This is a genomic window from Nitrospiraceae bacterium (assembly GCA_020632595.1).
Classification (GTDB): domain Bacteria; phylum Nitrospirota; class Nitrospiria; order Nitrospirales; family UBA8639; genus Nitrospira_E.
In genome coordinates, this window is the sequence record JACKFF010000004.1 from 50,396 (window position 1) to 77,249 (window position 26,854).

29 protein-coding genes and 2 tRNA genes are annotated in these 26,854 nt (G+C 49.4%); 22 read left to right on the forward strand and 9 right to left on the reverse strand.

Annotated elements, in window-relative coordinates:
* Window positions 1-57 precede the first annotated feature (57 nt).
* From H6750_09345 to H6750_09355, 3 genes are all read right to left on the reverse strand, one after another.
* Window positions 58-933 (reverse strand): formylglycine-generating enzyme family protein, encoded by an 876-nt coding sequence (locus H6750_09345; protein ID MCB9774512.1) that lies wholly within the window; start codon window positions 931-933, stop codon window positions 58-60.
* Between the two features lie 675 nt (window positions 934-1,608).
* A tRNA-Thr gene (locus tag H6750_09350) sits at window positions 1,609-1,684 on the reverse strand.
* A gap of 87 nt (window positions 1,685-1,771) precedes the next feature.
* Window positions 1,772-2,725, reverse strand: a complete 954-nt coding sequence (locus tag H6750_09355) for an alcohol dehydrogenase catalytic domain-containing protein (GenBank protein ID MCB9774513.1) — start codon at window positions 2,723-2,725, stop codon at window positions 1,772-1,774.
* 252 nt (window positions 2,726-2,977) lie between these two features.
* On the opposite strand from H6750_09355, the gene H6750_09360 reads away from it, so the two are divergent.
* The 10 genes from H6750_09360 to H6750_09405 all read left to right on the forward strand — a co-directional run bounded on the left by H6750_09360 (window position 2,978) and on the right by H6750_09405 (window position 12,113).
* Window positions 2,978-3,331 carry a hypothetical protein gene (locus H6750_09360; protein ID MCB9774514.1) on the forward strand — a complete coding sequence of 118 codons (354 nt, stop codon included), beginning with the start codon at window positions 2,978-2,980 and terminating at the stop codon, window positions 3,329-3,331.
* A gap of 506 nt (window positions 3,332-3,837) precedes the next feature.
* Window positions 3,838-5,277, forward strand: a complete 1,440-nt coding sequence (locus H6750_09365; protein MCB9774515.1) for a Do family serine endopeptidase — start codon at window positions 3,838-3,840, stop codon at window positions 5,275-5,277.
* Between the two features lie 62 nt (window positions 5,278-5,339).
* On the forward strand, window positions 5,340-6,299 hold the full coding sequence (gene tatC, locus H6750_09370; GenBank protein ID MCB9774516.1) for a twin-arginine translocase subunit TatC: 960 nt from the start codon (window positions 5,340-5,342) through the stop codon (window positions 6,297-6,299).
* A 21-nt stretch (window positions 6,300-6,320) separates the two neighbouring features.
* Window positions 6,321-6,803, forward strand: a complete 483-nt coding sequence (locus tag H6750_09375) for a MogA/MoaB family molybdenum cofactor biosynthesis protein (GenBank protein MCB9774517.1) — start codon at window positions 6,321-6,323, stop codon at window positions 6,801-6,803.
* Between the two features lie 66 nt (window positions 6,804-6,869).
* On the forward strand, window positions 6,870-7,835 hold the full coding sequence (locus H6750_09380; protein MCB9774518.1) for an Mrp/NBP35 family ATP-binding protein: 966 nt from the start codon (window positions 6,870-6,872) through the stop codon (window positions 7,833-7,835).
* Between the two features lie 216 nt (window positions 7,836-8,051).
* A complete protein-coding gene (locus H6750_09385; GenBank protein ID MCB9774519.1) occupies window positions 8,052-9,281 on the forward strand; it encodes a molybdopterin molybdotransferase MoeA in 1,230 nt (409 codons plus the stop codon).
* 81 nt (window positions 9,282-9,362) lie between these two features.
* A complete protein-coding gene (gene mobB, locus H6750_09390; GenBank protein MCB9774520.1) occupies window positions 9,363-9,866 on the forward strand; it encodes a molybdopterin-guanine dinucleotide biosynthesis protein B in 504 nt (167 codons plus the stop codon).
* Window positions 9,867-9,871: 5 nt separating this feature from the next.
* Window positions 9,872-10,570, forward strand: a complete 699-nt coding sequence (locus tag H6750_09395; GenBank protein ID MCB9774521.1) for a NapC/NirT family cytochrome c — start codon at window positions 9,872-9,874, stop codon at window positions 10,568-10,570.
* 17 nt (window positions 10,571-10,587) lie between these two features.
* Window positions 10,588-11,325, forward strand: a complete 738-nt coding sequence (locus tag H6750_09400; protein ID MCB9774522.1) for an ABC transporter ATP-binding protein — start codon at window positions 10,588-10,590, stop codon at window positions 11,323-11,325.
* Complete coding sequence (locus H6750_09405) at window positions 11,322-12,113, forward strand: ABC transporter permease (protein MCB9774523.1); 792 nt, start codon at window positions 11,322-11,324, stop codon at window positions 12,111-12,113. Before H6750_09400 ends, H6750_09405 begins: the two co-directional genes overlap by 4 nt.
* A 192-nt stretch (window positions 12,114-12,305) precedes the next feature.
* Here H6750_09405 and H6750_09410 read toward each other — a convergent pair whose 3' ends face one another.
* Window positions 12,306-12,773, reverse strand: a complete 468-nt coding sequence (locus H6750_09410; GenBank protein ID MCB9774524.1) for a hypothetical protein — start codon at window positions 12,771-12,773, stop codon at window positions 12,306-12,308.
* Between the two features lie 348 nt (window positions 12,774-13,121).
* Here H6750_09410 and H6750_09415 point away from each other — a divergent pair.
* Both H6750_09415 and H6750_09420 read left to right on the forward strand, forming a co-directional pair.
* A tRNA-Arg gene (locus H6750_09415) sits at window positions 13,122-13,198 on the forward strand.
* 1,033 nt (window positions 13,199-14,231) lie between these two features.
* Complete coding sequence (locus tag H6750_09420) at window positions 14,232-14,573, forward strand: STAS domain-containing protein (protein MCB9774525.1); 342 nt, start codon at window positions 14,232-14,234, stop codon at window positions 14,571-14,573.
* Between the two features lie 217 nt (window positions 14,574-14,790).
* Here H6750_09420 and H6750_09425 read toward each other — a convergent pair whose 3' ends face one another.
* The 5 genes from H6750_09425 to rsmD form a co-directional block, all read right to left on the reverse strand.
* Window positions 14,791-15,372, reverse strand: coding sequence for an OmpH family outer membrane protein (locus H6750_09425; protein ID MCB9774526.1), 582 nt, complete (start codon window positions 15,370-15,372; stop codon window positions 14,791-14,793).
* A 380-nt stretch (window positions 15,373-15,752) separates the two neighbouring features.
* Window positions 15,753-16,199, reverse strand: a complete 447-nt coding sequence (locus H6750_09430; protein ID MCB9774527.1) for a hypothetical protein — start codon at window positions 16,197-16,199, stop codon at window positions 15,753-15,755.
* 136 nt (window positions 16,200-16,335) lie between these two features.
* The gene (locus tag H6750_09435; protein ID MCB9774528.1) at window positions 16,336-17,529 is read right to left on the reverse strand and encodes a pyridoxal phosphate-dependent aminotransferase; all 1,194 of its coding nucleotides are present in this window, start codon (window positions 17,527-17,529) and stop codon (window positions 16,336-16,338) included.
* Complete coding sequence (gene coaD / locus H6750_09440; GenBank protein MCB9774529.1) at window positions 17,526-18,014, reverse strand: pantetheine-phosphate adenylyltransferase; 489 nt, start codon at window positions 18,012-18,014, stop codon at window positions 17,526-17,528. Before coaD ends, H6750_09435 begins: the two co-directional genes overlap by 4 nt.
* A complete protein-coding gene (rsmD, locus tag H6750_09445; GenBank protein ID MCB9774530.1) occupies window positions 18,011-18,607 on the reverse strand; it encodes a 16S rRNA (guanine(966)-N(2))-methyltransferase RsmD in 597 nt (198 codons plus the stop codon). Before rsmD ends, coaD begins: the two co-directional genes overlap by 4 nt.
* Window positions 18,608-18,745: 138 nt before the next feature.
* Here rsmD and radC point away from each other — a divergent pair, with 138 nt between their 5' ends.
* From radC to era, 10 genes are all read left to right on the forward strand, one after another.
* Window positions 18,746-19,468, forward strand: a complete 723-nt coding sequence (gene radC, locus H6750_09450; protein ID MCB9774531.1) for a DNA repair protein RadC — start codon at window positions 18,746-18,748, stop codon at window positions 19,466-19,468.
* Between the two features lie 178 nt (window positions 19,469-19,646).
* Window positions 19,647-19,940, forward strand: a complete 294-nt coding sequence (gene gatC, locus H6750_09455) for an Asp-tRNA(Asn)/Glu-tRNA(Gln) amidotransferase subunit GatC (protein ID MCB9774532.1) — start codon at window positions 19,647-19,649, stop codon at window positions 19,938-19,940.
* A gap of 61 nt (window positions 19,941-20,001) precedes the next feature.
* Window positions 20,002-20,349: an aspartate 1-decarboxylase gene (locus H6750_09460; protein MCB9774533.1), complete on the forward strand. Its 348-nt coding sequence runs from the start codon at window positions 20,002-20,004 to the stop codon at window positions 20,347-20,349.
* A gap of 85 nt (window positions 20,350-20,434) precedes the next feature.
* Complete coding sequence (gene gatA / locus H6750_09465; GenBank protein ID MCB9774534.1) at window positions 20,435-21,907, forward strand: Asp-tRNA(Asn)/Glu-tRNA(Gln) amidotransferase subunit GatA; 1,473 nt, start codon at window positions 20,435-20,437, stop codon at window positions 21,905-21,907.
* A 14-nt stretch (window positions 21,908-21,921) separates the two neighbouring features.
* On the forward strand, window positions 21,922-22,329 hold the full coding sequence (locus H6750_09470) for a DUF948 domain-containing protein (protein MCB9774535.1): 408 nt from the start codon (window positions 21,922-21,924) through the stop codon (window positions 22,327-22,329).
* Window positions 22,319-22,633: a YtxH domain-containing protein gene (locus H6750_09475; GenBank protein MCB9774536.1), complete on the forward strand. Its 315-nt coding sequence runs from the start codon at window positions 22,319-22,321 to the stop codon at window positions 22,631-22,633. Before H6750_09470 ends, H6750_09475 begins: the two co-directional genes overlap by 11 nt.
* A gap of 44 nt (window positions 22,634-22,677) precedes the next feature.
* Complete coding sequence (gatB, locus tag H6750_09480) at window positions 22,678-24,108, forward strand: Asp-tRNA(Asn)/Glu-tRNA(Gln) amidotransferase subunit GatB (protein ID MCB9774537.1); 1,431 nt, start codon at window positions 22,678-22,680, stop codon at window positions 24,106-24,108.
* A gap of 72 nt (window positions 24,109-24,180) precedes the next feature.
* A complete protein-coding gene (gene eno / locus H6750_09485) occupies window positions 24,181-25,467 on the forward strand; it encodes a phosphopyruvate hydratase (GenBank protein MCB9774538.1) in 1,287 nt (428 codons plus the stop codon).
* A gap of 9 nt (window positions 25,468-25,476) precedes the next feature.
* Window positions 25,477-25,830: a septum formation initiator family protein gene (locus tag H6750_09490; GenBank protein ID MCB9774539.1), complete on the forward strand. Its 354-nt coding sequence runs from the start codon at window positions 25,477-25,479 to the stop codon at window positions 25,828-25,830.
* Between the two features lie 88 nt (window positions 25,831-25,918).
* Complete coding sequence (gene era, locus H6750_09495; GenBank protein MCB9774540.1) at window positions 25,919-26,812, forward strand: GTPase Era; 894 nt, start codon at window positions 25,919-25,921, stop codon at window positions 26,810-26,812.
* Window positions 26,813-26,854: the final 42 nt, after the last annotated feature.

Consider the following 26,854-nt stretch of genomic DNA (forward strand, 5'->3'; position numbering starts at 1 on the left):
ATGATCATGGCAGGAAGTCGGTGGCAAGAGAATACAAAAATGGGAAGGCTGCCTATGCTATGGGATATCCTGCGCGAGACGAAACCCGATTTGGATGCTCCGCGAATCGGCGCTGTACCCGTTACGAGACGAAGAACGCAAAGACATTGGAGCGTTAGTCCAGCCACCTCCGCGCCTCACCCGTGTTCCGCACATCCCATTGTTTGCCTCTAACCACGCCGACCCATTCGTTGGGGCATGCTGATAGTCGTCGTGCCAGCAATCCTGGACCCACTCCCATACATTGCCACTCAGGTCATGAAGGCCAAGGCTGTTGGCTTGTCGGGTTCCAACTGGCTGAGTTCTTCCATTGCTGTTTGCGTTGAACCAGGCATATGTCGCAAGTTGTTCTTGTTCTGAGGTTCCCGCCCAAATTTGGCCTTTTCCCATATTTCTGGCTGCATATTCCCACTCAGACTCTGTGGGGAGTCGAAAGCGATAACCGGTTTCCTGTGATAACCACGATGCATAGTCCATGGCGTCTTTCCACGAGACATTGATGACCGGATGCCCTTCCCGGCCCCATCCCTCATCTCCCGGAAGCGGCCGTCCCGTCGATATGGCGAACCGGTCATATTCTTCGAAGGTGACCTCGAATCGCCCAAGAGCAAATTTTTTGATATGAACCTTTCTTAGCGGATGTTCGCTTGAGGTATTCTCTTCCAGACTATTTCCCTGTTGAAAAGTCCCGGCAGGAATTGAGACCATTTCGGGATCCAGATGAATGCTCAGAACCGGAGCGACGACTCTCAGGATGGCCATTTTAAAAGCCTTATTCTCCCCCGCCAACCATGTGCCCAACCCACCTAATAGAACTAGAACGACCCCTATGACCCCTGCTCGTTTTATCCATCGTTTCTGACGCTTTGCGAGCTGATACTGTTTTTTCAGCATGGACACGGTTTCTGCATGTGAAGATTCCGGCGAATTCAGACTGGGTGTTCGGGCCTTGGACGAAGGCTTACCAGGAGCCGATTGTCGTCTAAGGTTGTCAGGCTTTGTGTGATCAGCCAGGGGTGTAGGGGTGGATTTTTCCGCGGGCAGGGTTGTTTGCTTATCGTCGTTCATTGTGTGCGCAATCTGACCATGCACAAATGAAAAGGGATGGGTGGCCAGTTGGGAATATTCCTAATCCTTCTCTGACTTCTGGTCCTGTTTGAGAATCTAATATTCTCGCCTCATGACGGAATGGGACCTCCCGCAATTCCCTGCAGGACCGGGCTATCGTCATGTCATGCCATTTTAACAGATAACTTCCTGAACAAAAGCCGTTTTTCTTAATGCAAAAATTCAATAAGCATTACACAAGGGGTGGTGACCGTGAATCTGACAATCGGTTGAACCCGTAGCATTTTGGAGGAAATGCGGCCTTGTATCACGACGTTGAAGGCTCAGGGCGTGAAAGATTACTGCTGCTCTCTAAGAATATTTTTGAACATAGAGGTCAGGGGGAACACGGTGGAAGGGTTGAAGGGAACGATTGAACTGATTACAGAGCGGTCCGTGACGTCTTCCCTGATAGCCTAACGTGGGCGCTGCTGCCAAAATTTGGCAGTCACATATGTTGTGTGGAGCTGGCGAGAGGAATTGAACCTCCGACCTGCGGTTTACAAAACCGCTGCTCTACCGATTGAGCTACGCCAGCTCGGCGAATTTACTGTCCATCATACCAAAGGATGAAGCATTCAACCAGCATTGGATACAAAAAATATTGTTGCCACCCCGCCTTGATTTAGGTCATTTGCAGCAGGACTTTGCGTACGCCAGGTTGCGCGGCTTTTTCCATGGCCAGAACCCCATCCAGAAGTGGATAGCGGGCATGGATAAGCGGATCGACCCGGATGTGCTTCGATGCTAAGAGGCGGATGGCCGGAGGGAACGGGCCACAACGAGATCCAATTAAGGATATTTCCTGAATGACAAAAGTCGCCATATTTAAAGACACGTCTCCATGATACGTGGATTTAAGCACAAGGGTACCTCTGGGTCGAATCAATTGGATGGCCGTGGAAAGTCCTTCGGGGCTTCCAGTGGCTTCCACAATCATATCTGCACCTTGAGGAATAGCAGATGGATGCGAGGTCACCTTGATGCCCATCTGGGTGAGCCAGGTGTCATGGTCTGAATGACGGCCCAATAGCGTAACGGCACATCCTGAAAGCACAAGAATTTGTGCGCACAGTACCCCCAATTTCCCATCTCCGATGACGACCACCCGGTCGGTTGGTTTGATCGAGACTAACTGGGGAATTTCACAGGCTGCGGCTAAGGGCTCGATAAAGACGGCCTGATCATCGGAAATGGAGTCAGGCACGACAAAAAGGTTTTCAACCGGCAGAGTAAGATAATCCGCAAAGGCCCCATCCCGGCCCTGGATGCCTAATGTGGTGCGATGAGGGCAATGCGTGGGATGGCCGTTGGCACAGGTTTCACAAGTGCGACAGGCGGCATTGATCTCTCCGACGACTCGTTTTCCAATCAATTCTGTATCGGGGGCCTCATCGACTATCCCAACAAACTCATGCCCCAAAACCCCTTGAAAGGCCATATACCCTTTGAGTAGCTGAAGATCGGTCGAACAGATTCCAGCTTGGATAACCCTGATTCTAGCTTCCCCATGTGGACGCGGGGGTAGGGGTAAGTCGGTTTGAAGTTGAAGCTTTTGATGAAGAACAAGTCCCCGCATATGGCTCCTTTATGAAAAACCCTAGGAAAAACCCTAAGAGGTGCCTGATAGACCATAGCAAAAATGCTGTCAAGGTTCAGCAATGTCTGTAAATATTCAGTAAGACAATTTTCCTCAGTAAGGGTATCTCTATCTCCGGCATATTGCGGAAACTCTTCCATTCACATTAGGAAAGGTTTTGGGACTTTGGTCGATAACATGATGGTATATGGATGGCTGCGAGAAGCCCATTGAGGCAAAGGAGATGTCATAATGATTGCCGGTATGGCCTCTGCTCTTTCTGGAATTCAAGCCGGGGAAAGAATGCTCAGCATTGGCGCGCATAATATTGCCAATGCCCAAACGGAAAGTTTTAAACGAACCCGTGCTCTTTTAGAAGAATCGTCAGCTGGTGGTGGAGTGAGAGTTACTTTGCAAACAGATGAACGCCCCGGTCCCCAACTTCTCTCCAGTAATAACTTGTTCAGTCTTCGCGAAGGATCTAATGTGGATCTCAGTGAAGAAATAATTTCCAATTTGCAAGCGGTGAATCTCATAGAGGCCAATATGGCCGGCATGAGAATTCAGGGGAAAGTTTTGGGCTCCCTCTTGGATATTACCGAGTAAGTCCTGCCTGACTGTAATCAATCTTCATTCGATCCCAACTTTTTTGCTCCGGCTGAATCTTTCCTGCAGTAATTTTATGGGCTTTTCGCTCCGCGGAGCGAGGCCTTCTTGTGTCTTCATCAATCCAAATAGCCGGTTCTGAAGACGTTTATGTCCTCCGCGAATATTTTTCATTCTTTGAACAAAAGTCTTGACAAGAAGGACGAGGCAATGCTGGGCACACGTCCGTGGCGGTGGTAGTAAAAAACTAGGGATTTGACTTTGAACGTGGGAAAACAATTATTGTAGAATCAAAAGGTTATACGAAGTGAGGCGATTTGTCTTGGGGAATTTCTTGAGAACGCCAAGTGTTTTGAGATAGAAATTTTCCTATTCACTCCGTTTCTATTAAATTTTTTGAACAGGAGATCGGGATGATGCACATGTCACGGTTGTTTGCTGGCACTGCCAGACCGTTTCGAATTGCCCCTCCATGGGGGTTCCTTTTCCTCTTTGTAGGACTGGGGATGGTCGGTGGATTTTGGGGAAACGGGTGGTTTGTTCCCGCCCAGACGCAAGCGGCTATACCCGGAGCGTTTATTGAGGGTTTTTCAGAAATTGTTGAAAAAGTAGGACCGGCGGTTGTCAACGTGGCGGTGACTGGTGGGGGTGGACCATCTAGAGGCCTACCTCCCGGACCGTTTGGTGGGCCTCCTGGCGGAGGACCCCCTGGTGGTGGTCCCGGAGGACCTCCCGGTGGTGGTCCCGGCGGCCCTCCAGGAATGAGTGCCGGGTCCGGAGTGATTATTGATTCTCGGGGGTATATTCTGACAAATAACCACGTCGTGGAAGATGCAAGTGACATCAAGGTGTCTTTTCATGATGGACGAGAGATGTCCGCAACTGTTGTCGGGACTGATCCGAAAACCGATCTGGCGGTCATTAAAGTCAAAGTTGACAATGGCCCACTCCCTTCAGTGGCCTGGGGAGAATATGAATCCCTTCGTGTTGGGGATGTGGTACTAGCTCTTGGAAGCCCCTTCGGGTTGCGCAATACCGTGTCTCTGGGAATTATCAGTGCCCTTGGTCGGGGTAGTGTCGGAATTACGGAATATGAAGACTTCATTCAAACGGATGCGGCGATTAACCCGGGAAATTCCGGTGGAGCCCTGGTGAATATGAAAGGGGAGCTTATCGGGATCAACACGGCCATTTTCTCCAGGACGGGTGGTTCCGAAGGTGTGGGATTTGCGATCGCAGTCAGTATTGCGAAGGATATTGCCGCAAGCCTGATCGAAACCGGGAAGGTAGTTAGAGGATGGATGGGAGTGGCCATTCAGGAATTAACGCCTGCGTTAGCACAATCATTCCAATTACCTGAAGGTCGACAGGGCGGGGTATTAATCAGTGAAGTACATGAAGACGGTCCTTCCGCGAAGGCCGGACTTCAACGGGGTGATGTCATCCTTGAATACGGCGGAGAAGCTGTCAAGGACGTCAATCACCTTCGTAACATTGTTGCCCGAACAAAGGTCGGAAAGAAAAAAGAAATTAAAGTATTGCGGGAAGGCAAAGAGACCATGCTGACCTTGGAACTGGGAGAACGGCCATCCGATCAAGCACTGGCCAAGACTGGGCCGGTGGAAGAAGAGAAAGCTCCGGCTATGGCCAAACTGGATAACGTATTGTCGGGAATGACCGTCGCGGCGATTAGCGGGGAAAGCCGGAGTGAATTCAATATTCCTGAACAAATCAAAGGTGTAGTCGTCTCGAAAGTCGAATCGGGCAGCGCCGTTGAGGCTGCGGGTATTCAAGTTGGTGACGTCATTCAAGAAGTGAGTCGCCAAAGCGTGAAAACCATTGACGACTTCAAGCAGATTGCGTCAAAAATTGCCAAAGATGAGTTAGCCGTTTTGTTAGTCAACCGGCGCGGCAATAATCTGTTTATTGCAGTGAATCCACAATAAGAAATGTAAGCACTGAGGGGGGCGACCGAGCCCCCCTCTGATTTTTGTGGCGCAGGACTCGCATGGCTAAACAAAGCAAAATTGGCTCCTGGTTTGAAGAGAAAGTCTTTAAGCCACTGGAAGACAAAAAAATGCCCGTCATGGAGCATTTGCAGGAGTTCCAATGGCGACTCACACGTGCCGTCATTGTTATGGCCTGTGTTTTTGTCGGGACATTTTTTTATGCAGATACGCTTGTGACCTGGCTACGGATCCCTCTGCAAAATTATTTCATTTTAGATTCATGGGAATGGATGCCATCGGATTTGCCAAAAATTCCTTTCGTCTTCCTCTCTCCGGCTGAAGCCTTATGGCAAAATGTGAAAGTGGCCGGGTTATGTGCAGTTGTCTTGTCGACCCCTCACTGGTTGTGGGAAGTCTGGCAATTTGTCCTTCCAGGATTACATGCCCAGGAAAGACGGTTTGTCGGACCTTTCACCGCCATTAGCACGGTGGCCTTTTATTTGGGATTGACCTTCTGTTTTTTTGTCGTGTTGCCCTTCGCGTTACATTTTTTGATTTCATATGGGTTGGCATCGGGGTTTATTGCACAAATTTCTATTGCCAATTATGTGGGTTTTATCCTGTGGTTCATGTTGGTCTTTGGACTGATTTTTGAGGTTCCCCTGGCGTTGACCTTGATGGCTAAATTAGGATGGGTGGATGCTCCGATATTGCGAAAATACAGGAAATGGGCCTTTCTGGGATCCTTTCTTTTCGCGGCTATTCTGACGCCCACGCCTGATCCATTCAACCAATGTATTATGGCCATCCCCATGTATTTCTTTTATGAAGTGGGTATTATCAGTGCCCAAGTCTTTGGCAGGAAAAAAACTCCAGAAAGTGGGGATGCTGGGGCACCCGCCCCGGTCTCTGGCCCGCCGGCAGTCCGGCGTCCTCCATTAGCCCCGCAACCAGTGGGAGCCGGGTCTGGTGGGGATGAGGAATATGTTGACGTTCCTGACTCAGGTCCGCGGCAATAGGAAACCCCTGAGAAGCATTCGATGATACGTGTGGCTGTGGTATTGATCAGCAGCAAAATTCAATCAGGCCAAAAACCTGATGAGAATCGAACACCTTTGGAAAGGGTCTTGACGAATCACCAATTGACCCTTTTATCCTATGATGTCGTGGCGGATGATCGTCAGGCCATTTCCAGCCAATTGAACACAATCTGTGAGACGACTGCGCCTCATATTATTTTGACTCTTGGGGGAACGGGTGTGCGACCAACAGATTGGGCGCCAGAGGCAACCAGAGATGTGATTGAAAAAGAGATACCCGGCATCGGAGAAGCCATGAGAGCTGAAAGTCTTAAAAAAGTCAAGACCGCCATGCTCTCACGCGGAACGGCTGGAATTAAGGGGACCACGCTCATTATGAATCTGCCCGGAAGCATAAACGGCGTGCAGGAAAATTTGAAAATGGTCCTACCGCTTTTAGAGCATATGGTGGAGAAAATGGGCAGTATGGCCACGTCGTCATGACATATGCGTGTGGCCGAATTTTTATTATCCAAACTATCATCGTAGTGGATGTATGTGGAGGGATTCATGGCAACTGAACTGAATATGATTCAACCATCCTCGAGTTCGAGTGGGGATGTCTGTACCTATATGTGGGCGTGTGCCATTTGTGATGAAACCGAAACCTGTCAAAAGGACCGCGAAGGACATAGTCGCTGGCTGGTCGCAAAGCGCATGGAGCGCATTGATTACAAAATATTGGTCATGAGCAATAAGGGCGGGGTTGGAAAAAGCACGATGACCACCAATCTTGCCATTAGTTTGGCCCTTAAAGGGTATGAAGTGGGAATATGCGATATGGATATTCATGGCCCGAATATTCCAAAAATGGTGGGAGCCGAAGGGCAGAAACTTAAAATCAGTACAGGTGGCGGAATTATTCCCCATCAAGCCTATAATCTAAAAATCGCCTCAATGTCTTTTCTTTTGCAAAATTCGGATGATCCCATTATCTGGCGGGATGCGTACAAGTTTGAATTCATCAACCAGCTGTTAGGTGGAGTGGAGTGGCAGGACCTCAACTTTCTGCTAATTGACCTGCCGCCAGGGACCGGGAATGAATCGGTAACGACGATTGATCTCATCGGTGATGTCACAGGTTGCGTTATTGTATCCACTCCACAGGAAGTAGCCCTGTTAGACTCCAGAAAGTCGGTTACCTTCGCGAGGGATAGTGAGCTTCCCATCATTGGTATTGTGGAAAATATGAGCGGGTTAGATTGCCCCCATTGCCACCAATCCATTGAGTTGTTCAGAAAAGGTGGGGGTGAAGCCTCGGCCGCGGACATGGGCGTCCCCTTCCTCGGCCGTGTACCACTGGATCCGGAAATGGTTCTCCAGTGTGATCGTGGCGAACCCTATGCGCTGTTTCATTCGGATCTTCCCACGGCTGACTCCATTCATGGCATTGCAAACAAAGTGGAGGAGTTCTGTAAAAAGAAAGATTCGCTGGTGAAGGTGTCGGCGAGGCCGGCTCCATTCAAAAAGGCCTAACCGGTCGCCTCGAGCGGGTCGTGGGTGTGTTTCCCTATTATCTGGCTAATTGATTAGAACGGCAGAGCCTGGCCGGGTGTACAAGCATTGAATGTGTATAAACTACCGTAACGAAATAAAAAAACAGATGTTTAGTGTGCTCGTGGCGGGACTCTGAAGAGGGTGCCGCTGTCTTCAGAAAACAACTTCAACCTTCCGAATGATTAGGCAAGACTCATGGATCAGCTTACTTTGTTAACTTCCGCCCAACAAACTGTCCTGGATGCGGCGCATCCCTTAGGCTGTGAAAAAATCGGGCTCCTTGATTCCCTCGGCAGGGTTTTGGGAGAAGACATTCTCGCCCCACGATCCAATCCTCCATGGGACAATTCGGCGATGGATGGCTTTGCCGTCCGGTGGGCCGACATTAAGCAGGACTATGCCATTACTCGAATTCCGGAATTGACTATTGTGGAAGATGTCGCAGCAGGAGCTGTGGCTACGAAAACCGTCGGCCCAGGCGAAGCGATTCGAATTATGACCGGAGCCCCCATGCCGGCCGGAGCAGATACTGTCGTGAGGGTGGAATACACGGAGCCTTCAGGGACGAAGGTGCGAATCATGAAGACTGAAGCCGGTCAGGGTTCCAACATCAGACCAAAAGGGGAAGATGTGACGGAAGGAGAGTGTATCATTCCAAAAGGGACCCAACTGCGTTCCGGGGAAATCGGCATGTTGGCCATTCTGGCCAAATCTTTTGTCCTTGTGTCGCAGCGTCCTCGAGTGGCCATCCTTTCTACAGGAGATGAATTGGCGGATCTGGATGAATCATTTGATGAGCATAAAATCGTAAATTCCAACAGCTATGGCATTGCTGCTGCGGTTCAAGAGTCGGGAGGAATCCCTGTCCTCTTGGGAATTGCCAAAGACAACCCTGATTCCTTAAAAGACAAAATCCGACAGGGGCTCACCTGCGATATTTTGGTATTATCGGGTGGAGTCTCCATGGGAGATTATGACTTTACCAAGCCGGTGTTTGCCGAACTCGGTGCAGACATGAATTTCTGGAAATTAGCGATTCGCCCCGGACAGCCGGTAGCCTTTGGTAAAATCCAAGGAAAGTTGGCGTTTGGCTTGCCGGGGAATCCCGTTTCTTCAATGGTTACCTTTGATCAACTCGTGCGACCAGCCATGTTGAAAATGGGCGGACATCGAAAGTGGGAACGACCGGTTGTGAAAGCCATTTTTCAAGAAACATTCTCCAAACATCCCGACCGGCGGCATTTCCTCCGCGGCATTCTTCAACAGGAAAATGGGGTCCTCACGGTCCGGACGACCGGTGGCCAGGGGTCCGGCATCCTCACCTCAATGGTGAAAGCGAATGGATTCATTGATGTACCGGAAGAGGTCGAATCTCTGAAGCCGGGCGATTGGGTAAACGTCCAACTATTATCACGAAATTTTTAAAAGATATACGACATATTTTTCATCAGTCACGCTGTCTTTTTGGCATCATTCGACCTCATAGAAGGGAGTACAGGCTTCATCATGACACCTCCCATTTTGGGTTTTGTTGGCCGCTCCAACAGTGGCAAAACGACCTTGATTGAACGGCTTATTCCGGAGCTGACTCACGCGGGTTATCGAGTGGCCACCATCAAGCATGCGGGGCATGGGTTCGATCTCGATACTGAAGGCAAAGACAGTTGGCGCCACAAACGCGCAGGGGCCAGTACGGTCATTGTCTTGTCCAAGGGTAGCCTGGCCATGTTTGCTGATGTTCCGGAAGAACTTCCTGTCGATCAAGTGCGGGACCGATTCATCAAGGGAGAAATCGATTTAATTATTGCCGAAGGCTGGAAAAGCCACGGGTTTCCGAAAGTCATCGTTGTGCGCGAGCAGCTACAAGAAGTAGATGTGTCATTAGATGGTTTATTGGCCGTGGCTTCAATGAAACGTATTGAATGCTCGGCCCCATGGTTTGATCGGGATGACGTCCAAGGGCTGGCGCAACTGATCATGAAAAAGTTCCCGCTGCAAAGGGATTCGTAACGTTCATGGGAAAAGGCCTGACCCTCATTGCGGCCACACTCCTGGTGCTGGCTTTAGGAGGGGCCGCGGCTATCCCGCTGACCAATCAGCCCACCTTCTGTGCGAGTTGTCATACCATCAGACCATCCTACGATTCCTGGGTACGATCCAGTCATAAAGATGTCACCTGTGTCGATTGCCACGTCCGTCCAGGTATTTCCGGGTTTATTCAGGATAAAGTCTTTGCCGGAATAGAAGACGTCGCGATCACCGTTTTGGGAACCCCGACCGAACCGCATAACCTTGAATCCCATGTAGCTTCTTCCGTGTGCATTGGTTGTCATCGAGCCATCTTGCGGGTGACGGAAGTCTCTGCGCGTGATTTGCCCCAACCGGTCAAGGATGTCGGGCTAATCATGAATCATCGGGAACACATGGAGGCGTTTCAGAAACGCGGAAAAGGGGAGGGGTGTACGACCTGTCACGGACGGGTCGTACACGGGACGCCGATTAAAGGGTATCCCATTGTGATTCCGCGCGGGCATGTCAAACTCGATGATCAACCACATGAGCCGGATCATCCAAAAGACTCGGCGCTCTGGAAAGCGAACATGGCCGATTGTCTGCGCTGTCATGATGGGGAACAACGTTTCGAGAGTGAAGTGCTGAGCAATCGCTGTGAAACTTGTCACCTGCCCGATAAAATCGGTGGGTTTTTGTTTTGATACCAGCCTCAGATTCCATGGCTTCCCCCGTCGTTGAAGTTCGAAATCTCACCAAGCGATTTCAGGGTTTTACCGCCGTCGATAATATTTCCTTTGACATCAAAAAAGGTGAAATACTCGGTCTCCTTGGGCCGAATGGCGCCGGCAAAACCACCACCATTCATATGTTGTTAGGGCTGATCACGCCGACCGGCGGGAACATTCATATGTTCGGACTTGATCTGGCCACACATCGGGAAACCATTCTGAAACAGGTGAATTTTTCCTCTACCTATATTTCGATGCCTTTTTCTTTAACGGTAGAGGAAAATCTCAAGGTCATTGCGAGGCTTTATGAACTCAAGCATATCCAGCAACGCATTGATGATATTGTGAAAAAGCTGGAAATGGAGGACATTCGGCATCGACTGACCAGGAAACTATCTTCAGGCCAAATGTCGAGGCTCACCCTGGCCAAAGCCATCATGACCGAACCCAAAGTGCTGTTTCTCGATGAACCCACCGCGAGTTTGGATCCTGATATCGTCAATAAAATCAAATCGTTCTTGAAAGAATATCAACGCTCGGAAGGCTTGAGTATTCTCTATACCTCACACAACATGCGGGAGATGGAGGAGATGTCCGATCGCATCATCTTCCTGCAACGGGGCAAAATTGTGGCGGAAGGTACCGCCTCCGAAATCATTCAACGCTACGCTCAACGAGATCTGGAAGAGGTCTTTTTGAAACTGGCCAGAGAGCAAAACGGTCCATGAGTCTCGGTCGTATCCTTGCCTTGTTGTCGCGTCATATGTATCTCTACAAGCGAAGCTTTGCCCGGTTACTGGAGATCTTTTATTGGCCGTTTTTAGATTTGGTGGTCTGGGGATTCATTACAATCTACCTGGAAAAGGTCGGCATGCAAGTGCACGGGGCCGTCACTTTTTTTCTGGGAGCGTTGATTTTGTGGGATGTGTTGTTCCGTGCACAGCAAGGCATTGCTGTCTCATTTTTGGAAGAAATGTGGGCTCGAAATTTGATGAACCTGTTTGCCAGTCCGTTAACAGTCGGAGAATATCTCGTTGCGACCATGACCATGAGTGTGCTGAAGGTTACTGCCGTGGGTGGGTTGATGATGCTTTTCGCCTGGGTGTTTTATTCCTACGACATTCTCCAGATGGGCCTTTCCTTGCTTCCCTTTGTTCTCAATCTGGTCATATCCGGCTGGATCATTGGTGTGCTTACTACCTCCATCATTATGCGCTTTGGACAGCAGGCTGAAGTGCTGGCCTGGGGTATGGTCTTCCTTTTCCAACCTATCTCATGTGTGTTTTACCCGATTGAAGTCCTTCCCCCTGTCTTGCAATCCATTGCCTGGATGGTCCCTCCTGCACATATCTTTGAAGGGATGCGTGCGGTCCTCACCACAGGAAGCGCACCGGTGACTCATTTGCTTTGGGCCGCGGGCCTCAATTGTGGCTTCCTTGTGATCATCGTGGCATGGTTCTACCATACCTTCAATATCTGTAAAGAGCGCGGTATGCTGGTTCGGGTGGGGGAATAGGTTCTTCCATTAGACTAGTCGTTTGTCATCATTTTCCCATTAAAACGTATAGAAATCAAAGAAAAGTGAAGGCACCTCAGAAAACCTTTGGTTATTAAAGAAGGAGAAGTCGGTTCGATAAGCAGGGTGTTGTGGGGTATCAAGCGAATGGATCTGAGCCGAATGGTAAGTTTAGCCGGCCCCTCAAGGATATCAGCGCGGGGGTTGGGGACCATGAATTCTTGGATCCATAATCATATCTTCCTGTATCGAATTTTCATGATGATCGGTAGTCCAATAGGACCTACCCAAGCCGTCCGGATCCCGATCGAAGCTCTGCCCCCTGCCGTCCTGGCTTTTCATTTCCTCTCCTAACTGGCCTTCCTCTACAAAACGCGTACGAAAGACATTCGGCACGTGCTGAGTATTGTCCGGTTGATCAGTATTCTCTCGTTCGAATTCCTTAATTATGCTGATACCTTGTGTGGTCAGTTTCCATGCCTCAAAGTCACGTCGACATTGCTCCAGATCTAATTCGCACCAGACGAAATGCTTATCATCCAGTGTGCTGAGATAGAGATCAATCTGTTCATCAACAGTATTATGGGTCGAATGCTGCGATGCGCAGGCACCAAGGAGTACGAAGAAACTGACAACACCAAGGGTACAATTATTTCGCATATCCACCTCCGATAGCTCACCCTATCGGTTGGATGCGAATATCCTATATATGCATGAACGACACGTTAAGCATGTTATGTGAAGATCGGATGGTTTAGAGATGAACGGGGTTTGTTTTTTGCCGTTTTTGACGATTTGAACGGATTTACATAGTCCTCACCCTGTTTCCTGGGCAGAGTTGTTAAAAGCTTTAGCCTTGCTTCGTTTCTGTAGAGCAGATGATACCCTCGTTCAAAACCTATGTTTTTTTATTTGATTTTCTGGGCTGAAATGCCGGCTGCAATAATTGGCACCCCAGGCTGCCGGGTCGTTGACTCAAACTCCCTAACTATGCGATTTTCCTACCGTGCGCCCGTAGCTCAGTTGGATAGAGCACCGGCCTTCTAAGCCGGGGGTCGCAGGTTCGATTCCTGCCGGGCGCACCATCTACACCAAAACAATCAAATCGTTGGAAGACCGCATTTCACTGATCCAATTTCTGCTTCAAGCTTAGTTCCAATCACCCACCATTTTGTTCAATCCTCGCTCTGGGCCATCCATTTCGGACCACTCGGATACTTTTGTCACGGATTAAAAATGCGCTTAGCTTAGATGGGTATGCCTCTTCCCTGAGGACACCATCCTTACCCTCGAGTTGGCATGATGTTAAAAAGAATAATCCTTTCTTGAATTAACGATCTGCATTTAGGCGGAGAAGCCTGTTGCCCTGATAAGTTAAAAATCTCTAAGAAAACCTCCCCGATCCTTACTCAGCCAGGATTAAGGACTCCCGTCCTCCGTGATTAGCTCGCTTGGAAGACTTAACAGAGAAGTATAGGAATATGGCCAGATCGTTCATGTCTCGGTAGCTTCCCGGAATAATTCCGGCAGGGTATTCCAGAAATCATTATAAATTTTCCAATGGAGCTCAACGGGTTAGTTCACTATGCTGCCATCCATTGATGGTGTTATCCCTAAATACCGTGAACAACCAGAAAAGTTCTTTGTCGATAACTTCAAATGACCAGATTATATCCAGAAGAGATGAAGGCGAAGATGTTTTTGGGCTGCTCGATATTTAAAAAGTCAACAGACTATTTGGGCTCAGTACTTTTATGCGGGAACTTGATTCTGAATGCTTCTGGCATCCCTAAGAAACTTAATCCTACTTTCTGACTTCTCACCATATAGAACATTGAATCCATGGTCCGGCAGGGATGCAGAAATAATTGCCGGAGAATAAATCCACAATAGAGAATGTAGGAAAAGAAGCCAGCCTTCCCTGAAGAGCTCAGTCTCTTTTGGGGGTATCACAATCAAAGGGATGTTGTTGCCTCGAATGCGATATCTGGATGGGTGGAGTGCGCAACTTTGTATTACTCAAGGGCACTTAGGGATCTGATTATTTTGTCTCCTTCAGAGATGAAGTAAATTTTTGCTATGAGATTGCCGAAAAGGTCAAGAAAAGGAAAGTCTGAAATGCTGACTGTCAGAGAACATGTTCGCCAGGATACAAAAGTTCTGGAGTTATCCGGTCGTTTTGATTATGACTCTAAGCTTGGGCTCGAAGTGGCTATTCTGGGTGCTCAGGAAATAGGATGCCATCATATTATTCTCAATTTCTCGAACATTACCTGGATTGACTCGATGGGTTTGGGGCAAATGTTTCTTTGGTACCAGCGAATGAAGTCCGATCGCATTCAATTGAGTATTGTAAGTCCTCAATCCCATGTAAGAGAGTTGCTGGAATATGCGAATTTGCATCAGGTGATTCCCATCTATCAGTCCGAGGAAGAGGCCGTCAGAGACAGCGGCCGTTGATCCCCGTTAGATCTTTCTGGGATTTTTGAAAATCTTCTGATCCAGCCTACATGATTTATTCCGGAAGCCTTAGTTCCTGGGGGTTCCTTCGTTCATCCCTCGGCTGATACACAGGGGAGATTTGTATTCCCAGCATATCAAGGCGAGATGATAAAAAAATCCCCTGTGAGTGTGACCCACAGGGGAGAATGTTTAAGCGTTGGCTATGCGTTAACGGTTATTTAAATCGACGGTCAAATTCTTTCACGACTTCATTTGTGAGATCTAACCCATCTCTATTGTACAGCACAATTTTTAGCGTGTTTTCACTACCTTTATCAATGACCACATCAAAGCCATGGCGTGCGGCCACGGCACTTGTGGCTTCTTCGATTTTCTTCATGTATTCCTGAACCAGGTCTTTTTGTTTTTGCCCGAGTTCATTCTGGAAATCCTGACCTTGCTTTTGCCAGGCTTGATATTTTTGCGCAAACCGTTCTTGTTTGCGTTTTTGTTCTTCCTCACTCATTTTGGAGTTGGACTCTGCGGCTTTGAGTTCTTCCTGAAGACTCTCCAATTCTTTTTGATCATTTTTCATCACGGTTTCTCTGGCTTGGGCATGTTCCTTCAAGGCCGCCAAGGCGCGGCTTCCCGCCTTTGACTTTTCAATCACGGTCTGGGGATCAAGGACACCGACGCGGAAGGAATCTTTTCCAGCGGCAAGGACCTGCTGTTCCGAAGTCAGACTCAGGATACAGATACCGGTGATGAATAGGACCCCAACAAGTTTTGTCAAACCATTCACACACATCTTCTTCATGCTTTTCCCTCTAGCGTTTAAAGGATAACCCTCCACTCGGTCTGAGATGCCGAAGAGGCTAAAATTACTGGTAAACCTGATGAGAGTACCGACGGTAGGCGGAGCTGTCAAGAGTCACAACTTCTTGTGGATAAACAGTATTGCTGTTGTAAAGTGCTCTGATATCTCTTGCAGCCGAAGCAAAAGATATTCGCTCCTCCTGAGGATAAGGTCGAATTTGGGCTCGTTGCGAGGGGCTGATGATCCTGATTAATGGGACTATATTTTTGAAGAGCCTGAGGAAGCAGGGTTGCAATTTAAGCCGGGATATCATGTGGATAGGATCTCGGTTAGTTATGTTGTCGTGCCGGTGCCCCCGGCCAGTGCATCTGCATGAGGAGTCAGGACTTACTGCTAGTAGAAGCCACGGGTCCAGTGGAGGCACCGGAACTTGACGATGTCCCTGATCCCGAAGTCGTCCCTGATCCGCTAGACCCAGAGGAAGAGGCAGAGGGTGCGGCTGTGGAGGTTGTTGAACTGGACCCACTATCAGAGCTGGTCGAACCGGTCTTGGTGTCTGTTTTGGATTCGCCGGTGCTGGTATCAGCGGATTTTCCTTTGTTCTCCGATTTACTCTCGGGCGCTTTGAGTTTGTCCGAGTAGTCCGTAATATACCATCCCGATCCCTTGAACATAATGGCGGGAGCCGAGATGACTTTAGTGACGGGTTCCGCTTTGCCACAACCACAGGCTAACTGATCGCAGGTTTGAATAGGAGGATCTGACATTTTCTGTTGAATTTCAAAACGCTCACCGGTACCGGTGCATTGGTATTCATAAATGGGCACGGGCTACCTCCAGAAAGTAAACGTCAATTAAGGGGATTTGTATCCATATGGTTATTAAGAATAAGGCTGATTCTAATCAGGTCAAGGTTTGGTGTTGTTTGAATTAAAAAAATGTAAGCCGGACTGAAAGCATAGGCTACTCAAGTTTAGCCACGGCCTCGGTAAGGCGTTGCAAGCCCTCCTCAATGACCTCCAAGGTTCCAGTATAGGAAAACCGCAGATGCGTGGAACTGCCGAACGGTTCACCTGGGACGCACGCGACTTGCGCTTCTTTGAGAAAAAAATTGGCAAAAGCCAGCGGTGTGGGCAAGGATTCTCCCTGGAATCGGCGGCCCAGGAGTTGAGCAACACTCGGGAAAGCATAGAAGGCGCCTGCAGGCATAGGACAGTGAATACCCGGGATCCGATTTAACCCCTCGACAATGGCCTTTCGCCGGATATCCAACTCCTTCACCATGTGTTGAATAAACGCATCTGCCCCGCGGATGGCCCCAATTGCTGCCTTTTGAGAGATGGAGCTGGGGTTTGATGTGCTTTGGCTTTGGATGTCACCCATGGCCTTAATCAGCGTCTCGGGTCCAGCGGCATAGCCAATCCGCCATCCCGTCATGGAATAGGTTTTTGACACCCCATTGACAATGATGGTGTTCTTGGCAATGTCTGCTCCGAGTGAAGCGATGCTATGGTGTTGGTGCCGGTCGTAAACCATCTTTTCATAAATTTCATCAGAAATGATGAGCAGATCATGTTGGAGCGCTATCCGGGCAATACCTTCTAAAGTTTCCCGGTCATACATGCTCCCGGTCGGATTACACGGAGAATTGAGAATGATCGCCTTGGTGCGATCCGTGACTACGGATTCCAGCGCCTTTACGTCAATAGCATAGCCGGACGACTCGGAAGTCCGAAGAAAGACGGGCTTGGCATCTGCCACGAGGATTTGTTCAGGATAAGAGACCCAATAGGGTGCGGGTATAATGACTTCATCTCCGGCCTCAAACAAGGCCAATGCGAGATTGAATAAGGTGTGTTTGGCTCCACACGATACCAGGATTTGCGACCTTGAGTAGGTCAGCCCCTGATCACGTTGAAATTTTTCAATGATGGCCTCTTTGAGATCATCAATGCCGGTGACAGCCGTATACTTGGTGAAACCGGAGCGAATGGCTTGATAGGCGGCCTCTTTAGCCTCTTCAGGAGAATCCAGGGAGGGTTCTCCCGCAGTAAAATCGAAGACCTGCTGCCCTTGCGCGACCAGAGCTTTCACTGTTGCGGAGAGTTGCAACGTGGGGGAGGGGGTAATGCGAGTCGTTCGCGCGGCAAGGTTCATTCGGCATTTCTCCGTAATCGACCCTGGAGCCATTCGGCAACCTCGGGATGAAGGAAATGGTGGAGGGGACCGCCAACCGAGGCGACCTCTTTGACCATGCTGGAGGTGAGATACGAAAATTCCTCACTCGACATCAAAAAGACGGTTTCCAGGCTAGAGTCAAGTTTTCGGTTCAGCAGGGCCATTTGAAATTCATGTTCGAAATCTGACACGGCTCTTAGTCCACGAATAATGGCCAAAGCTCCGCGCCTCCTGACGTAGTTCACCAGTAAGCCGTCAAACGGTTCAACCGTGACACCCTTGAGGTCGCTTGTGGCGATTTTGGCCAATTGGACTCGCTCGTCTAAGTCGAACAAAGGGGCTTTTCGAGGGTTGGGAGCCACGGCGACGATCACCTGCTCGACCAGCCGGAGGCTCCGGGCAATGACATCGGTATGGCCCCGGGTGATAGGATCAAATGTACCTGGATAAATGCCGATAGTCATTGGTCAAAGTCTTTTGCGGTGAGGGAAACGGGTCGGTAAAAGGTCAATGCCGTATCCCCATAGCGGGCGGTTCGGATGAGCGACCATTTTCCAAGAGGAATTGGAGGAGCGGTTTTATGGAAATGTTCATAAATGATTCGACCGGTCGGGGCCATGACGTCCGCTTCCTCTAATTGATGCAAGATCTGTTGAACATTCGGGAGCCGGTAAGGCGGGTCCATGAATATCATGTCAAACGGACGCCATCCTACCAAAATTGAATTTTGGATGGCGAGTGACGCATCCTCAATGAGGACCTTGCTTGATGGGCTAACCTTGAGTTGGGTAAGCATCTGCTGAATCCTCGCTCCGGCCAATGGATTTTGCTCAACAAAGAGCGCCTTAGTCGCTCCCCGGCTTAAGGCCTCCAGTCCCACTGCTCCTGTCCCCGCGAATAAGTCAGCCACGGTGGCATCCTGAATCTGGCCGCCCAATATAGAAAACAGCGCTTCTCTGGCCCGCTGGGAGGTTGGACGGGTGGTTCGCCCAGGAAGTGTAGGGATTGTTCGACCTTTAAATTGCCCTGCAACGATCCGGATAGAAGATGGTTTCATATGGGAGTGGACGATATCATAATTCTGGAAACCTCAACAATCTCAATAACAGAATGGGAAGAATCGTTTTTGACGAGGTGAAAATTAGCTGCGTATAGTTCAACCCACGCTTGTACGGCATACCCTGGTATTATCAGTATGAATGATCTACCCCCAAAAAAGGGCATTCAATCCTGGCCTGAGAAGGAGCGGCCCCGCGAACTCCTTCTAAACAATGGCGCTCAGGGTTTATCTGATGCTCAATTGGTGGCCATCCTGCTGCGGATCGGGCGGCCCGATTCCTCAGCAGTGGATGTGGCATTGGACCTCCTCGCCCGGCTCAAGGGACTGCGGGGTCTGGCCAATCGAAGTTTGCAAGAACTGTGTGTCGTTCCAGGAATTGGTCCGGCAAAGGCTGCTCAAATTCTCGCAGCCGTTGAGTTGGGAAAGCGGGCCTTAGCGGTTCCGTTAACTGCGGGATTACGGATTCATCATAGCCATGATATTTATCAGCATTACTATCCTCTGTTGCGAGACCTTCGGCATGAGGTCTTTAAAGCCCTGTTGTTGGATGCCAAGCATGGGCTTATTCGAGATGTCACCGTTTCGGAGGGAAGTTTGACCGTGAGTATTGTTCATCCGCGGGAAGTGTTCAATCTGGCCGTACGAGAATCTGCGGCAGCAGTCATTTTTGTCCATAATCATCCCAGTGGTGACCCTCATCCCAGCGAGGAGGACCATGCCTTAACCCGTCGACTTATGGCAGCAGGAGAAATTTTGGGTATCCGAGTATTGGATCACATTGTGATTGGGGATGGGCGCTATGTGAGTTTTGCGGACGAAGGCTTTCTTCTTTCTTCAACGCCCACCTTGGACCATTGATTGCCTCAGCTTTTTCCTCTAGATTTTCTTGATCTCCACTTTTGTCACCGCTGCTTCAATCCGTGGTTCTGAGTAGCTTTTCATGAGAAATTCATGGTAAAAATACGTGCTGTTTGTGGTTTCCGCTTTCAGCGTCTCCATGTTTTTTAAATTCCTGCTTTCATCATAAGGATCAGATATGGCCTCCATTACTCAACAAGAAGTCGAACATGTCGCCCAATTAGCCCGCTTAGACTTATCGGAAGCGGAAAAACCCATGTTTGCCGACCAATTGAATCATATTTTATCGTATGTGGATCAATTGCAGGGGGTGTCGACGGAGGGCGTCCCTCCTACGGCCTCCGTCGCTCATGAGGAACAGCAATTCCGTGAGGATAGCCCACGCGAATGCTTGTCTGTGGAGAAGGCGCTGGCCAATGCCCCGGAGTCACATAATGGATTTTTTGTCGTCCCGAATATATTAGGAAAATAAAACCCACCCGAGATATTGAGAATGCTCGGTTTGAGCATGACAAGGAAAATAGGAATTTAATATGTATCGACAATTGTTACGATGTAAAATCCACCGGGCAACCGTCACCGGTTCCAGTCTGGAGTATGAGGGGAGTTTAACGATTGACGAAGACCTGATGGAGAGGGCAGGTATTATGTCTTATGAAGCGGTGATGGTATCCAACTTGAATAACGGAGAGCGGTTTTCGACTTACGCCCTTCCAGGGACTCGTGGCAAGGGAGAGATCATTTTAAATGGTCCCACAGCCAGGTTGGGAGTGATTGGCGATAAAGTCATTATTTTTTGTTATGAATTATTCAATGACGAAGAAGCCAAGCGGCACGTCCCTCAGATTATCCAAGTCGATCATCAGAATAAAGCAAAGTAGCCAATTCCCGTGTGAGCGGGTTGCTCCGGTTGAAGGCCTGTTTCTTTTCATTTCCTTTTACCCACTAATCCAGAATCGGTTTTGTATGTCTCTATTTAAACTTACGCTAAAAGAGCTTCAGGGTAAATTTACCGCTGGTGAGATTAGTGCTGTGGATATCGCCAGGTCTTATTCCCTGCGGCTCAGCCAGGTGGAGCCGAAAATTAAAGCCTATATTACCTTGACACCAAAAGAGACGCTACTCCAACAAGCCAAAGCGATTGATGATGGTCTGAAAGCCTGGCGAAAAACACAGCCGCTCATGGGCATGCCATTGGGTATTAAAGATAATATTTGTACTGAAGGGATCCGGACGACATGTGGATCTCGAATGTTGGAAAGCTTTGTTCCTCCTTATGACGCCACAGTGATGAGTCGTCTTCGAACTCACCAACCTTTGATACTGGGCAAAACCAATCTGGATGAGTTCGCCATGGGTTCATCCACGGAACATTCGGTGTTCGGGCCGTCCAGAAATCCCTGGAATCAAAAGTTTATACCGGGAGGATCCAGTGGAGGATCGGCTGCTGCAGTGGCAGCCGATGAATGCGTGGCGGCATTAGGCTCTGATACCGGAGGGTCCATTCGACAACCTGCGGCTTGTTGCGGGGTGGTTGGGTTCAAGCCAACCTATGGGCGGGTGTCTCGCTTTGGGTTAGTTGCCTTTGCCTCATCCTTGGATCAAATCGGCCCTATTACCAAAACCGTAACGGATGCGGCTATCCTGCTGAATGTCATTGCCGGATTTGACCCGATGGATTCGACTTCCGCTAATCGTGACCTCCCGGATTTCACCAAGGCTGTGAAGAAGAAAGATATCAAAAAACTTATTATCGGGGTGCCGCGGGAATATTTTTCTGAGGGGCTTGATGCAGAAGTCCATGAAAAGGTTCAAGATGCCATACAGGTGTTGCAGGAGCTGGGCGGGACCATTCGCGAAGTGACGCTTCCCTTAACTGAACGGGCCATTGCAACCTATTACCTCATTGCCACGGCAGAGGCCAGCTCTAATTTGGCTCGCTATGACGGGGTCAGGTTTGGTTTTCGTGCCAAGGAGTCCCGGGAATTGGCAGAAATGTATCGGAGCACGAGATCGCAGGGGTTTGGCCCTGAAGTGAAACGGCGTATCATGTTAGGAACCTATGCCCTGAGTGCGGGATATTACGAGGCGTATTATGGGAAGGCCCAAGCTGTTCGCACCTTGATTCAACAGGAATTTGATGCCGTGTTTCAGGAGGTCGATCTGTTGGTGAGTCCGGTTATGCCGACGCCTGCCTTTCGATTAGGAGAGCGATTGGACGATCCCTTGCAGATGTATTTGTCCGACATTTATACCATTCCTGCGAGTTTGTCCGGACTTCCAGCAATTTCTGTTCCCTGTGGTTTGAGTAAAATGGGACTTCCTATCGGATTACAACTGATGGGGCGTCCGTTTGAAGAAGCCATGGTCTTGCGTGCAGCCTATGCCTATGAACAAGCCACGGACTGGCGAATGAAACGACCCGTAATTCGGTCATGAAAGGATAGCGAGGTATGGTGGATTTGGCAGCGATCATCATTGCCGTGGCCTTTGTAGTCTTGGTGGGCTATCTAGTACCAATGATTCTTCAAGTGAAACGCACGGTTGGGCAATCAGAGCGCCTGCTGATTCGCCTGAACCATGAATTGCCGGGATTATTGAAAGACGTCAAGGGGACCAACGAAAACATTTTAGCGTTAACCGATCAAGCCAGGCTTGGTATGGATCGGGCCACTATTTTCCTGAATGCAGTAGGAGATGTGGGGGAAACCGTGAATCAGGTCCATCAGACCGTTCGCGGGAAAGGGGGTGCCCTTGCTGTGGGCGTTACCAGTGTCCTTGCCGGACTCAAAGCAGCCAGTTCGACTATGAGAAAACGTATCCATAAAGAACAAAAAGGAGGGCCATCCTATGGCAACTAATCATTCAGGTGCATCAGCAGGATCGGTGGCGTTGGCATTTTTAAGTGGAGCGCTATTGGGAGCCGTGACCGCGATCATGTTAGCCCCTCAGCCGGGTAGAGATTCCCGTGAACGAATCACGGGGTATGCCCGGCGAACGGGTGAAGATTTACGAGACATTAAAGAACGGGCCACGGATGCGGTAGAAGATGTCGTGGGTCGTGGCCGTGAACTGGTGGAAGAAATTTCCTGTGCCGTGCGTGAAGCCTTGGATGCGGGTCGGGATGCTATGCGCCGCGAACGTGAAATGAAATCCCTGGATTAAGATTTAAGAACAGACGAAATCGAGAGGAATGGCTCTGTTGCGCTATGGCCTATGAACCAGTAATAGGAGTGGAGGTGCATGCCCAACTCCACACACAGACGAAATTGTTTTGTGGCTGCCCGACCTCTTTCGGTCTCCCTCCGAATACTCAGGTGTGTCCAACCTGTCTGGGGTTGCCAGGAAGTTTGCCGGTGCTCAATCGACGTGCGGTGGAAATGGCCGTCCGCACGGGACTCGCGCTTCACTGCGAGATTATGCTGACGAATCAATTCTCCCGAAAAAATTACTTGTACCCTGATCTGCCGAAGGGCTATCAAATTTCGCAATTTGATTTGCCGATCTGCGGACCCGGATGGCTGGACATTTCCCTCAACGGAGAATCAAAACGCGTGCGGATTCGCCGGGCTCATTTGGAAGAGGATGCCGGAAAAAATGTTCACGATGTACCCGTGGAAGGCAGTGGTGTCGATTTAAATCGAGCGGGGACCCCATTATTAGAAATTGTCACCGAACCCGACTTACATTCGTCCGACGAGGTTGATGCCTATTTGAAAACCCTCCATGATCTTTTGGTTTATCTGGATGTGTGTGATGGGAACATGGAGCAGGGGAGTTTTCGTTGTGAACCGAATGTGTCGCTTCGTCCACGGGGGCAGGACGTTCTTGGGACCAAAGTCGAATTGAAAAATATCAATTCCTTCCGTTTTGCCAAAGAGGCATTAGATTTTGAAATCTCCAGACAAACCGAGGCATTAATGGAAGGCGAAGCCATCCGTCAGGAGACCAGGCTGTGGGACGTTCAGAAAGGGCAAACGGTTGTCATGCGAAGCAAGGAAGAGGCTCATGACTATCGGTATTTTCCCGATCCGGACTTACTGTCCATCCGGATGGATGCGGAGTGGGTTGAATCGTTGCGTCAGACTATTCCGGAACTTCCCGCCGCCCGCATGAAACGATTTGTGTCTGAATATCAACTCCCTGAGTATGATGCAAAGATTCTGACCGACTCCAAAAACCTGGCCGACTATTTTGAGGCCTGCGTGCAACACTTTCCCCAACCTAAAACAGTTAGTAACTGGGTGATGGGCGAATTACTGCGTGAGCTCAATGCCGCTAACACCAGTCCCGAATCTTCCCCGGTAACTCCCGAACAATTAGTAGGACTCTTACAATTGGTAGAAAATGGGACTATTAGCTTGAAAGTTGCCAGAGATCTCTTCCCGGAATTTTATGCCAGTGGAAAAACTCCGGAACAATTGGTGAATGAGAAAGGTCTGGTCCAGGTTTCCGATGAGGGTATTCTGGGAAAACTGATAGAGGACGTGCTGGCCAAGCATTCGACTCAAGTAGAGCAATATCGTGGCGGAAAGGAAACCGTATTAGGTTTTTTGGTGGGCCAGGTGATGAAGGCGTCACAGGGCAAAGCGAATCCTGGCAAGGTCAATACGCTATTAAAACAGCATCTTGCATCTTGATCTAAGGCTCATCTCGGGGTACAAGATTAAGACAGGTGCCATTATTCACGATGTAAAGGAATGACAGTTTCTATGAGTCTTATTCAGAACATTACCTCACGGATGATTCTGGATTCTCGCGGGAATCCAACGATTGAAGTGGATGTGCATCTTGCCAGTGGCGTGGCTGGTCGAGCGGCTGTTCCCTCCGGAGCCTCCACGGGGACCCGTGAAGCCTTGGAACTGCGGGATGGGGATAAAAAACGATGGATGGGCAAGGGCGTCGCTAAAGCCCTAGCCGGGATTCAAAAGCAAATGCTTCCGGCTCTTCGAGGCATGGAAGCCCAGGACCAGGTCGGCGTTGACTCCCGATTGATTAAACTTGATGGAACCAAGAGCAAGACGCGATTAGGGGCCAATGCCACACTTGGCGTGTCCTTAGCCGTGGCGCGGGCGGCGGCACAGGAGCAGGGAATTCCCCTCTTTCGTCATCTTGGCGGGATTTCGGCTCGGGAATTGCCGGTGCCTATGATGAATATCATCAATGGTGGTGCGCATGCAGATAATGGGCTTGATATCCAGGAATTCATGATTATGCCCGTTGGGGCCAGGAGTTTCGGCGAAGCCCTCAGGATGGGAGCGGAGATTTTTCATCACCTGAAGGCCATCTTGAAATCCAAAAACATGAGCACAGCGGTCGGGGATGAGGGCGGATTTGCGCCTGCGGTTCGGTCGAATGAAGAAGCCCTGGATTTCATTATCCAAGCGATTCACCAGGCAGGCTATCGCTCAGGAAAAGATGTGGTATTGGCTCTTGATGCGGCGGCCAGCGAGTTTTTTGAGAAAAAGATGTATCATGTGCGGAATGGGGTTAAACCCAAAATGTCTTCAGGTGAACTGGTTGAGTATTATGCCAAGTTAGTGAAGCAGTATCCGATCGTCTCGATTGAAGATGGGCTTGATGAAAGTGATTGGGCCGGATGGAAACAGCTTACAGATCAACTCGGGGATCGTGTGCAGCTTGTCGGAGATGACTTGTTTGTGACCAATGTCGAATTTTTGGGTCGAGGGATTCGTGAAGGCATTGCGAATGCTATCTTGATCAAAGTAAACCAAATCGGCACGCTTACGGAAACGATTGAAGCGATGCGTATGGCCCAGCGGGCCGGCTATGGAGTGGTGGTGTCTCACCGATCCGGTGAGACGGAGGATACGACCATTGCAGATTTGGCTGTGGCGTTAAACGCCGGGCAGATTAAAACAGGTTCCCTGTCTCGTACGGATCGTTTGGCCAAATATAACCAGTTACTCAGGATTGAGGAGACATTAGGCTCAGCTGCCTTATATCGGGGGAAAGCTGTTCTTCCAGTACAAGCATAATTTTCTCGTATGCGTCCTAATAATAAGAAACGGGCATCCACTGGGCTTGGGGGTGATCTGTTAGAGCGCCTTCCAATGGTTGGGGCCTTTTTGATGATGAGTGTGCTGGCGGGTACCATGTTTTTTAATGCTGATGGATTGCCTTTATACTTTCATATGCGAGAAACGCGTCAGCATTTGACGGAACAAATCCAGCAGTTACAAGACATCAATGCCTCGATCGAAGAAGATATCATGCGTATTCAACGGGACCCGCACCGACTGGAAGAACTGGCCCGAAATCGTTTGGGTATGGTTCGGCAGGGAGAAGTGGTCTATCAATTTGTAGAACCGGTCCCTTCCTCGTTTACGGCCCGACCTTAGCGGCAAGACTTCTTGCGACTTACCCCTGTAACCCTTCATACTCATTCATTGCTGTTTCTTTGGTTTTCCCATACTTGAAAGCTTTTCTATGAAATCAGGTCAATTAGCCATTCTCGGCCGACCCAATGTCGGCAAGTCGACGTTGCTCAACGCATTGGTACGGGAAAAGATCGCCATCGTCTCTGATAAACCACAAACAACTCGAAACCTGATTTTAGGGGTGGGGCATTACCCTGAAGGTCAGCTCATTCTCATTGATACGCCTGGCCTCCATACGCCTCACCATCGTCTGAACACACAGATGGTGGAATCGGCCTTAGGGACCCTGACTCAATCCGATGTGGTCTATATGGTTGTGGACAGTCAGGTGTTGCCGGGTCCTGGGGACCGACAAGTTCTGGAACAGATCCAGTCGTCTCATCAAGAGCGACCATTTAAGGGGGTGTTTTTATTATTGAATAAAGCCGATGCGGTCGCCAAATCCAGGCTGCTCCCCCTTATTGGTCAATATCGCACATGGTTTCCATGGACAGAAATCATCCCCATTTCCGCCAAGACCGGAGTAAATATCCCGCAATTAGTTGAATTAACCTTTGCATGTCTGCCCGTATGTTCGGAATTAATGTATGACGAAGATTTTTTGACCAATCAACCTATGCGCCATATGGCTGCGGAGCTCATTCGTGAAAAAGTGCTGGCCCAGACGTACGATGAATTACCGTATGCTGTGGGTGTCTTGATCGAGGAATTTCAGGAAGAACCAGGCTTGACGACCGTTCGAGCCGTTATTCTTGTCGAAAAAACCAGTCAAAAAGGGATTGTGATCGGGAAAAAAGGCATGCGCCTCAAAGAGATTGGGCAAAGTGCCCGGTTAGATATGGAGCGACTCTTCGGCATGAAGATTTATTTGCGGATGTGGGTGAAAGTGCAGGAAGGCTGGCGTGATAATGTTCAAGTGTTGGATGAACTGGGATATGGATGAACAATGAGTGATTATGGCCTTAGTATTCATTGCTGACCTGTA

Bases quoted from the DNA above. Each gene is read 5' to 3' on its own strand.
- H6750_09345 (MCB9774512.1), bottom strand. From the start codon at position 933: ATGCTGAAAAAACAGTATCAGCTCGCAAAGCGTCAGAAACGATGGATA.
- H6750_09355 (MCB9774513.1), bottom strand. From the start codon at position 2,725: ATGCGGGGACTTGTTCTTCATCAAAAGCTTCAACTTCAAACCGACTTA.
- H6750_09360 (MCB9774514.1), top strand. From the start codon at position 2,978: ATGATTGCCGGTATGGCCTCTGCTCTTTCTGGAATTCAAGCCGGGGAA.
- H6750_09365 (MCB9774515.1), top strand. From the start codon at position 3,838: ATGGTCGGTGGATTTTGGGGAAACGGGTGGTTTGTTCCCGCCCAGACG.
- tatC (MCB9774516.1), top strand. From the start codon at position 5,340: ATGGCTAAACAAAGCAAAATTGGCTCCTGGTTTGAAGAGAAAGTCTTT.
- H6750_09375 (MCB9774517.1), top strand. From the start codon at position 6,321: ATGATACGTGTGGCTGTGGTATTGATCAGCAGCAAAATTCAATCAGGC.
- H6750_09380 (MCB9774518.1), top strand. From the start codon at position 6,870: ATGGCAACTGAACTGAATATGATTCAACCATCCTCGAGTTCGAGTGGG.
- H6750_09385 (MCB9774519.1), top strand. From the start codon at position 8,052: ATGGATCAGCTTACTTTGTTAACTTCCGCCCAACAAACTGTCCTGGAT.
- mobB (MCB9774520.1), top strand. From the start codon at position 9,363: ATGACACCTCCCATTTTGGGTTTTGTTGGCCGCTCCAACAGTGGCAAA.
- H6750_09395 (MCB9774521.1), top strand. From the start codon at position 9,872: ATGGGAAAAGGCCTGACCCTCATTGCGGCCACACTCCTGGTGCTGGCT.
- H6750_09400 (MCB9774522.1), top strand. From the start codon at position 10,588: ATGGCTTCCCCCGTCGTTGAAGTTCGAAATCTCACCAAGCGATTTCAG.
- H6750_09405 (MCB9774523.1), top strand. From the start codon at position 11,322: ATGAGTCTCGGTCGTATCCTTGCCTTGTTGTCGCGTCATATGTATCTC.
- H6750_09410 (MCB9774524.1), bottom strand. From the start codon at position 12,773: ATGCGAAATAATTGTACCCTTGGTGTTGTCAGTTTCTTCGTACTCCTT.
- H6750_09420 (MCB9774525.1), top strand. From the start codon at position 14,232: ATGCTGACTGTCAGAGAACATGTTCGCCAGGATACAAAAGTTCTGGAG.
- H6750_09425 (MCB9774526.1), bottom strand. From the start codon at position 15,372: ATGAAGAAGATGTGTGTGAATGGTTTGACAAAACTTGTTGGGGTCCTA.
- H6750_09435 (MCB9774528.1), bottom strand. From the start codon at position 17,529: ATGAACCTTGCCGCGCGAACGACTCGCATTACCCCCTCCCCCACGTTG.
- coaD (MCB9774529.1), bottom strand. From the start codon at position 18,014: ATGACTATCGGCATTTATCCAGGTACATTTGATCCTATCACCCGGGGC.
- rsmD (MCB9774530.1), bottom strand. From the start codon at position 18,607: ATGAAACCATCTTCTATCCGGATCGTTGCAGGGCAATTTAAAGGTCGA.
- radC (MCB9774531.1), top strand. From the start codon at position 18,746: ATGAATGATCTACCCCCAAAAAAGGGCATTCAATCCTGGCCTGAGAAG.
- gatC (MCB9774532.1), top strand. From the start codon at position 19,647: ATGGCCTCCATTACTCAACAAGAAGTCGAACATGTCGCCCAATTAGCC.
- H6750_09460 (MCB9774533.1), top strand. From the start codon at position 20,002: ATGTATCGACAATTGTTACGATGTAAAATCCACCGGGCAACCGTCACC.
- gatA (MCB9774534.1), top strand. From the start codon at position 20,435: ATGTCTCTATTTAAACTTACGCTAAAAGAGCTTCAGGGTAAATTTACC.
- H6750_09470 (MCB9774535.1), top strand. From the start codon at position 21,922: ATGGTGGATTTGGCAGCGATCATCATTGCCGTGGCCTTTGTAGTCTTG.
- H6750_09475 (MCB9774536.1), top strand. From the start codon at position 22,319: ATGGCAACTAATCATTCAGGTGCATCAGCAGGATCGGTGGCGTTGGCA.
- gatB (MCB9774537.1), top strand. From the start codon at position 22,678: ATGGCCTATGAACCAGTAATAGGAGTGGAGGTGCATGCCCAACTCCAC.
- eno (MCB9774538.1), top strand. From the start codon at position 24,181: ATGAGTCTTATTCAGAACATTACCTCACGGATGATTCTGGATTCTCGC.
- H6750_09490 (MCB9774539.1), top strand. From the start codon at position 25,477: ATGCGTCCTAATAATAAGAAACGGGCATCCACTGGGCTTGGGGGTGAT.
- era (MCB9774540.1), top strand. From the start codon at position 25,919: ATGAAATCAGGTCAATTAGCCATTCTCGGCCGACCCAATGTCGGCAAG.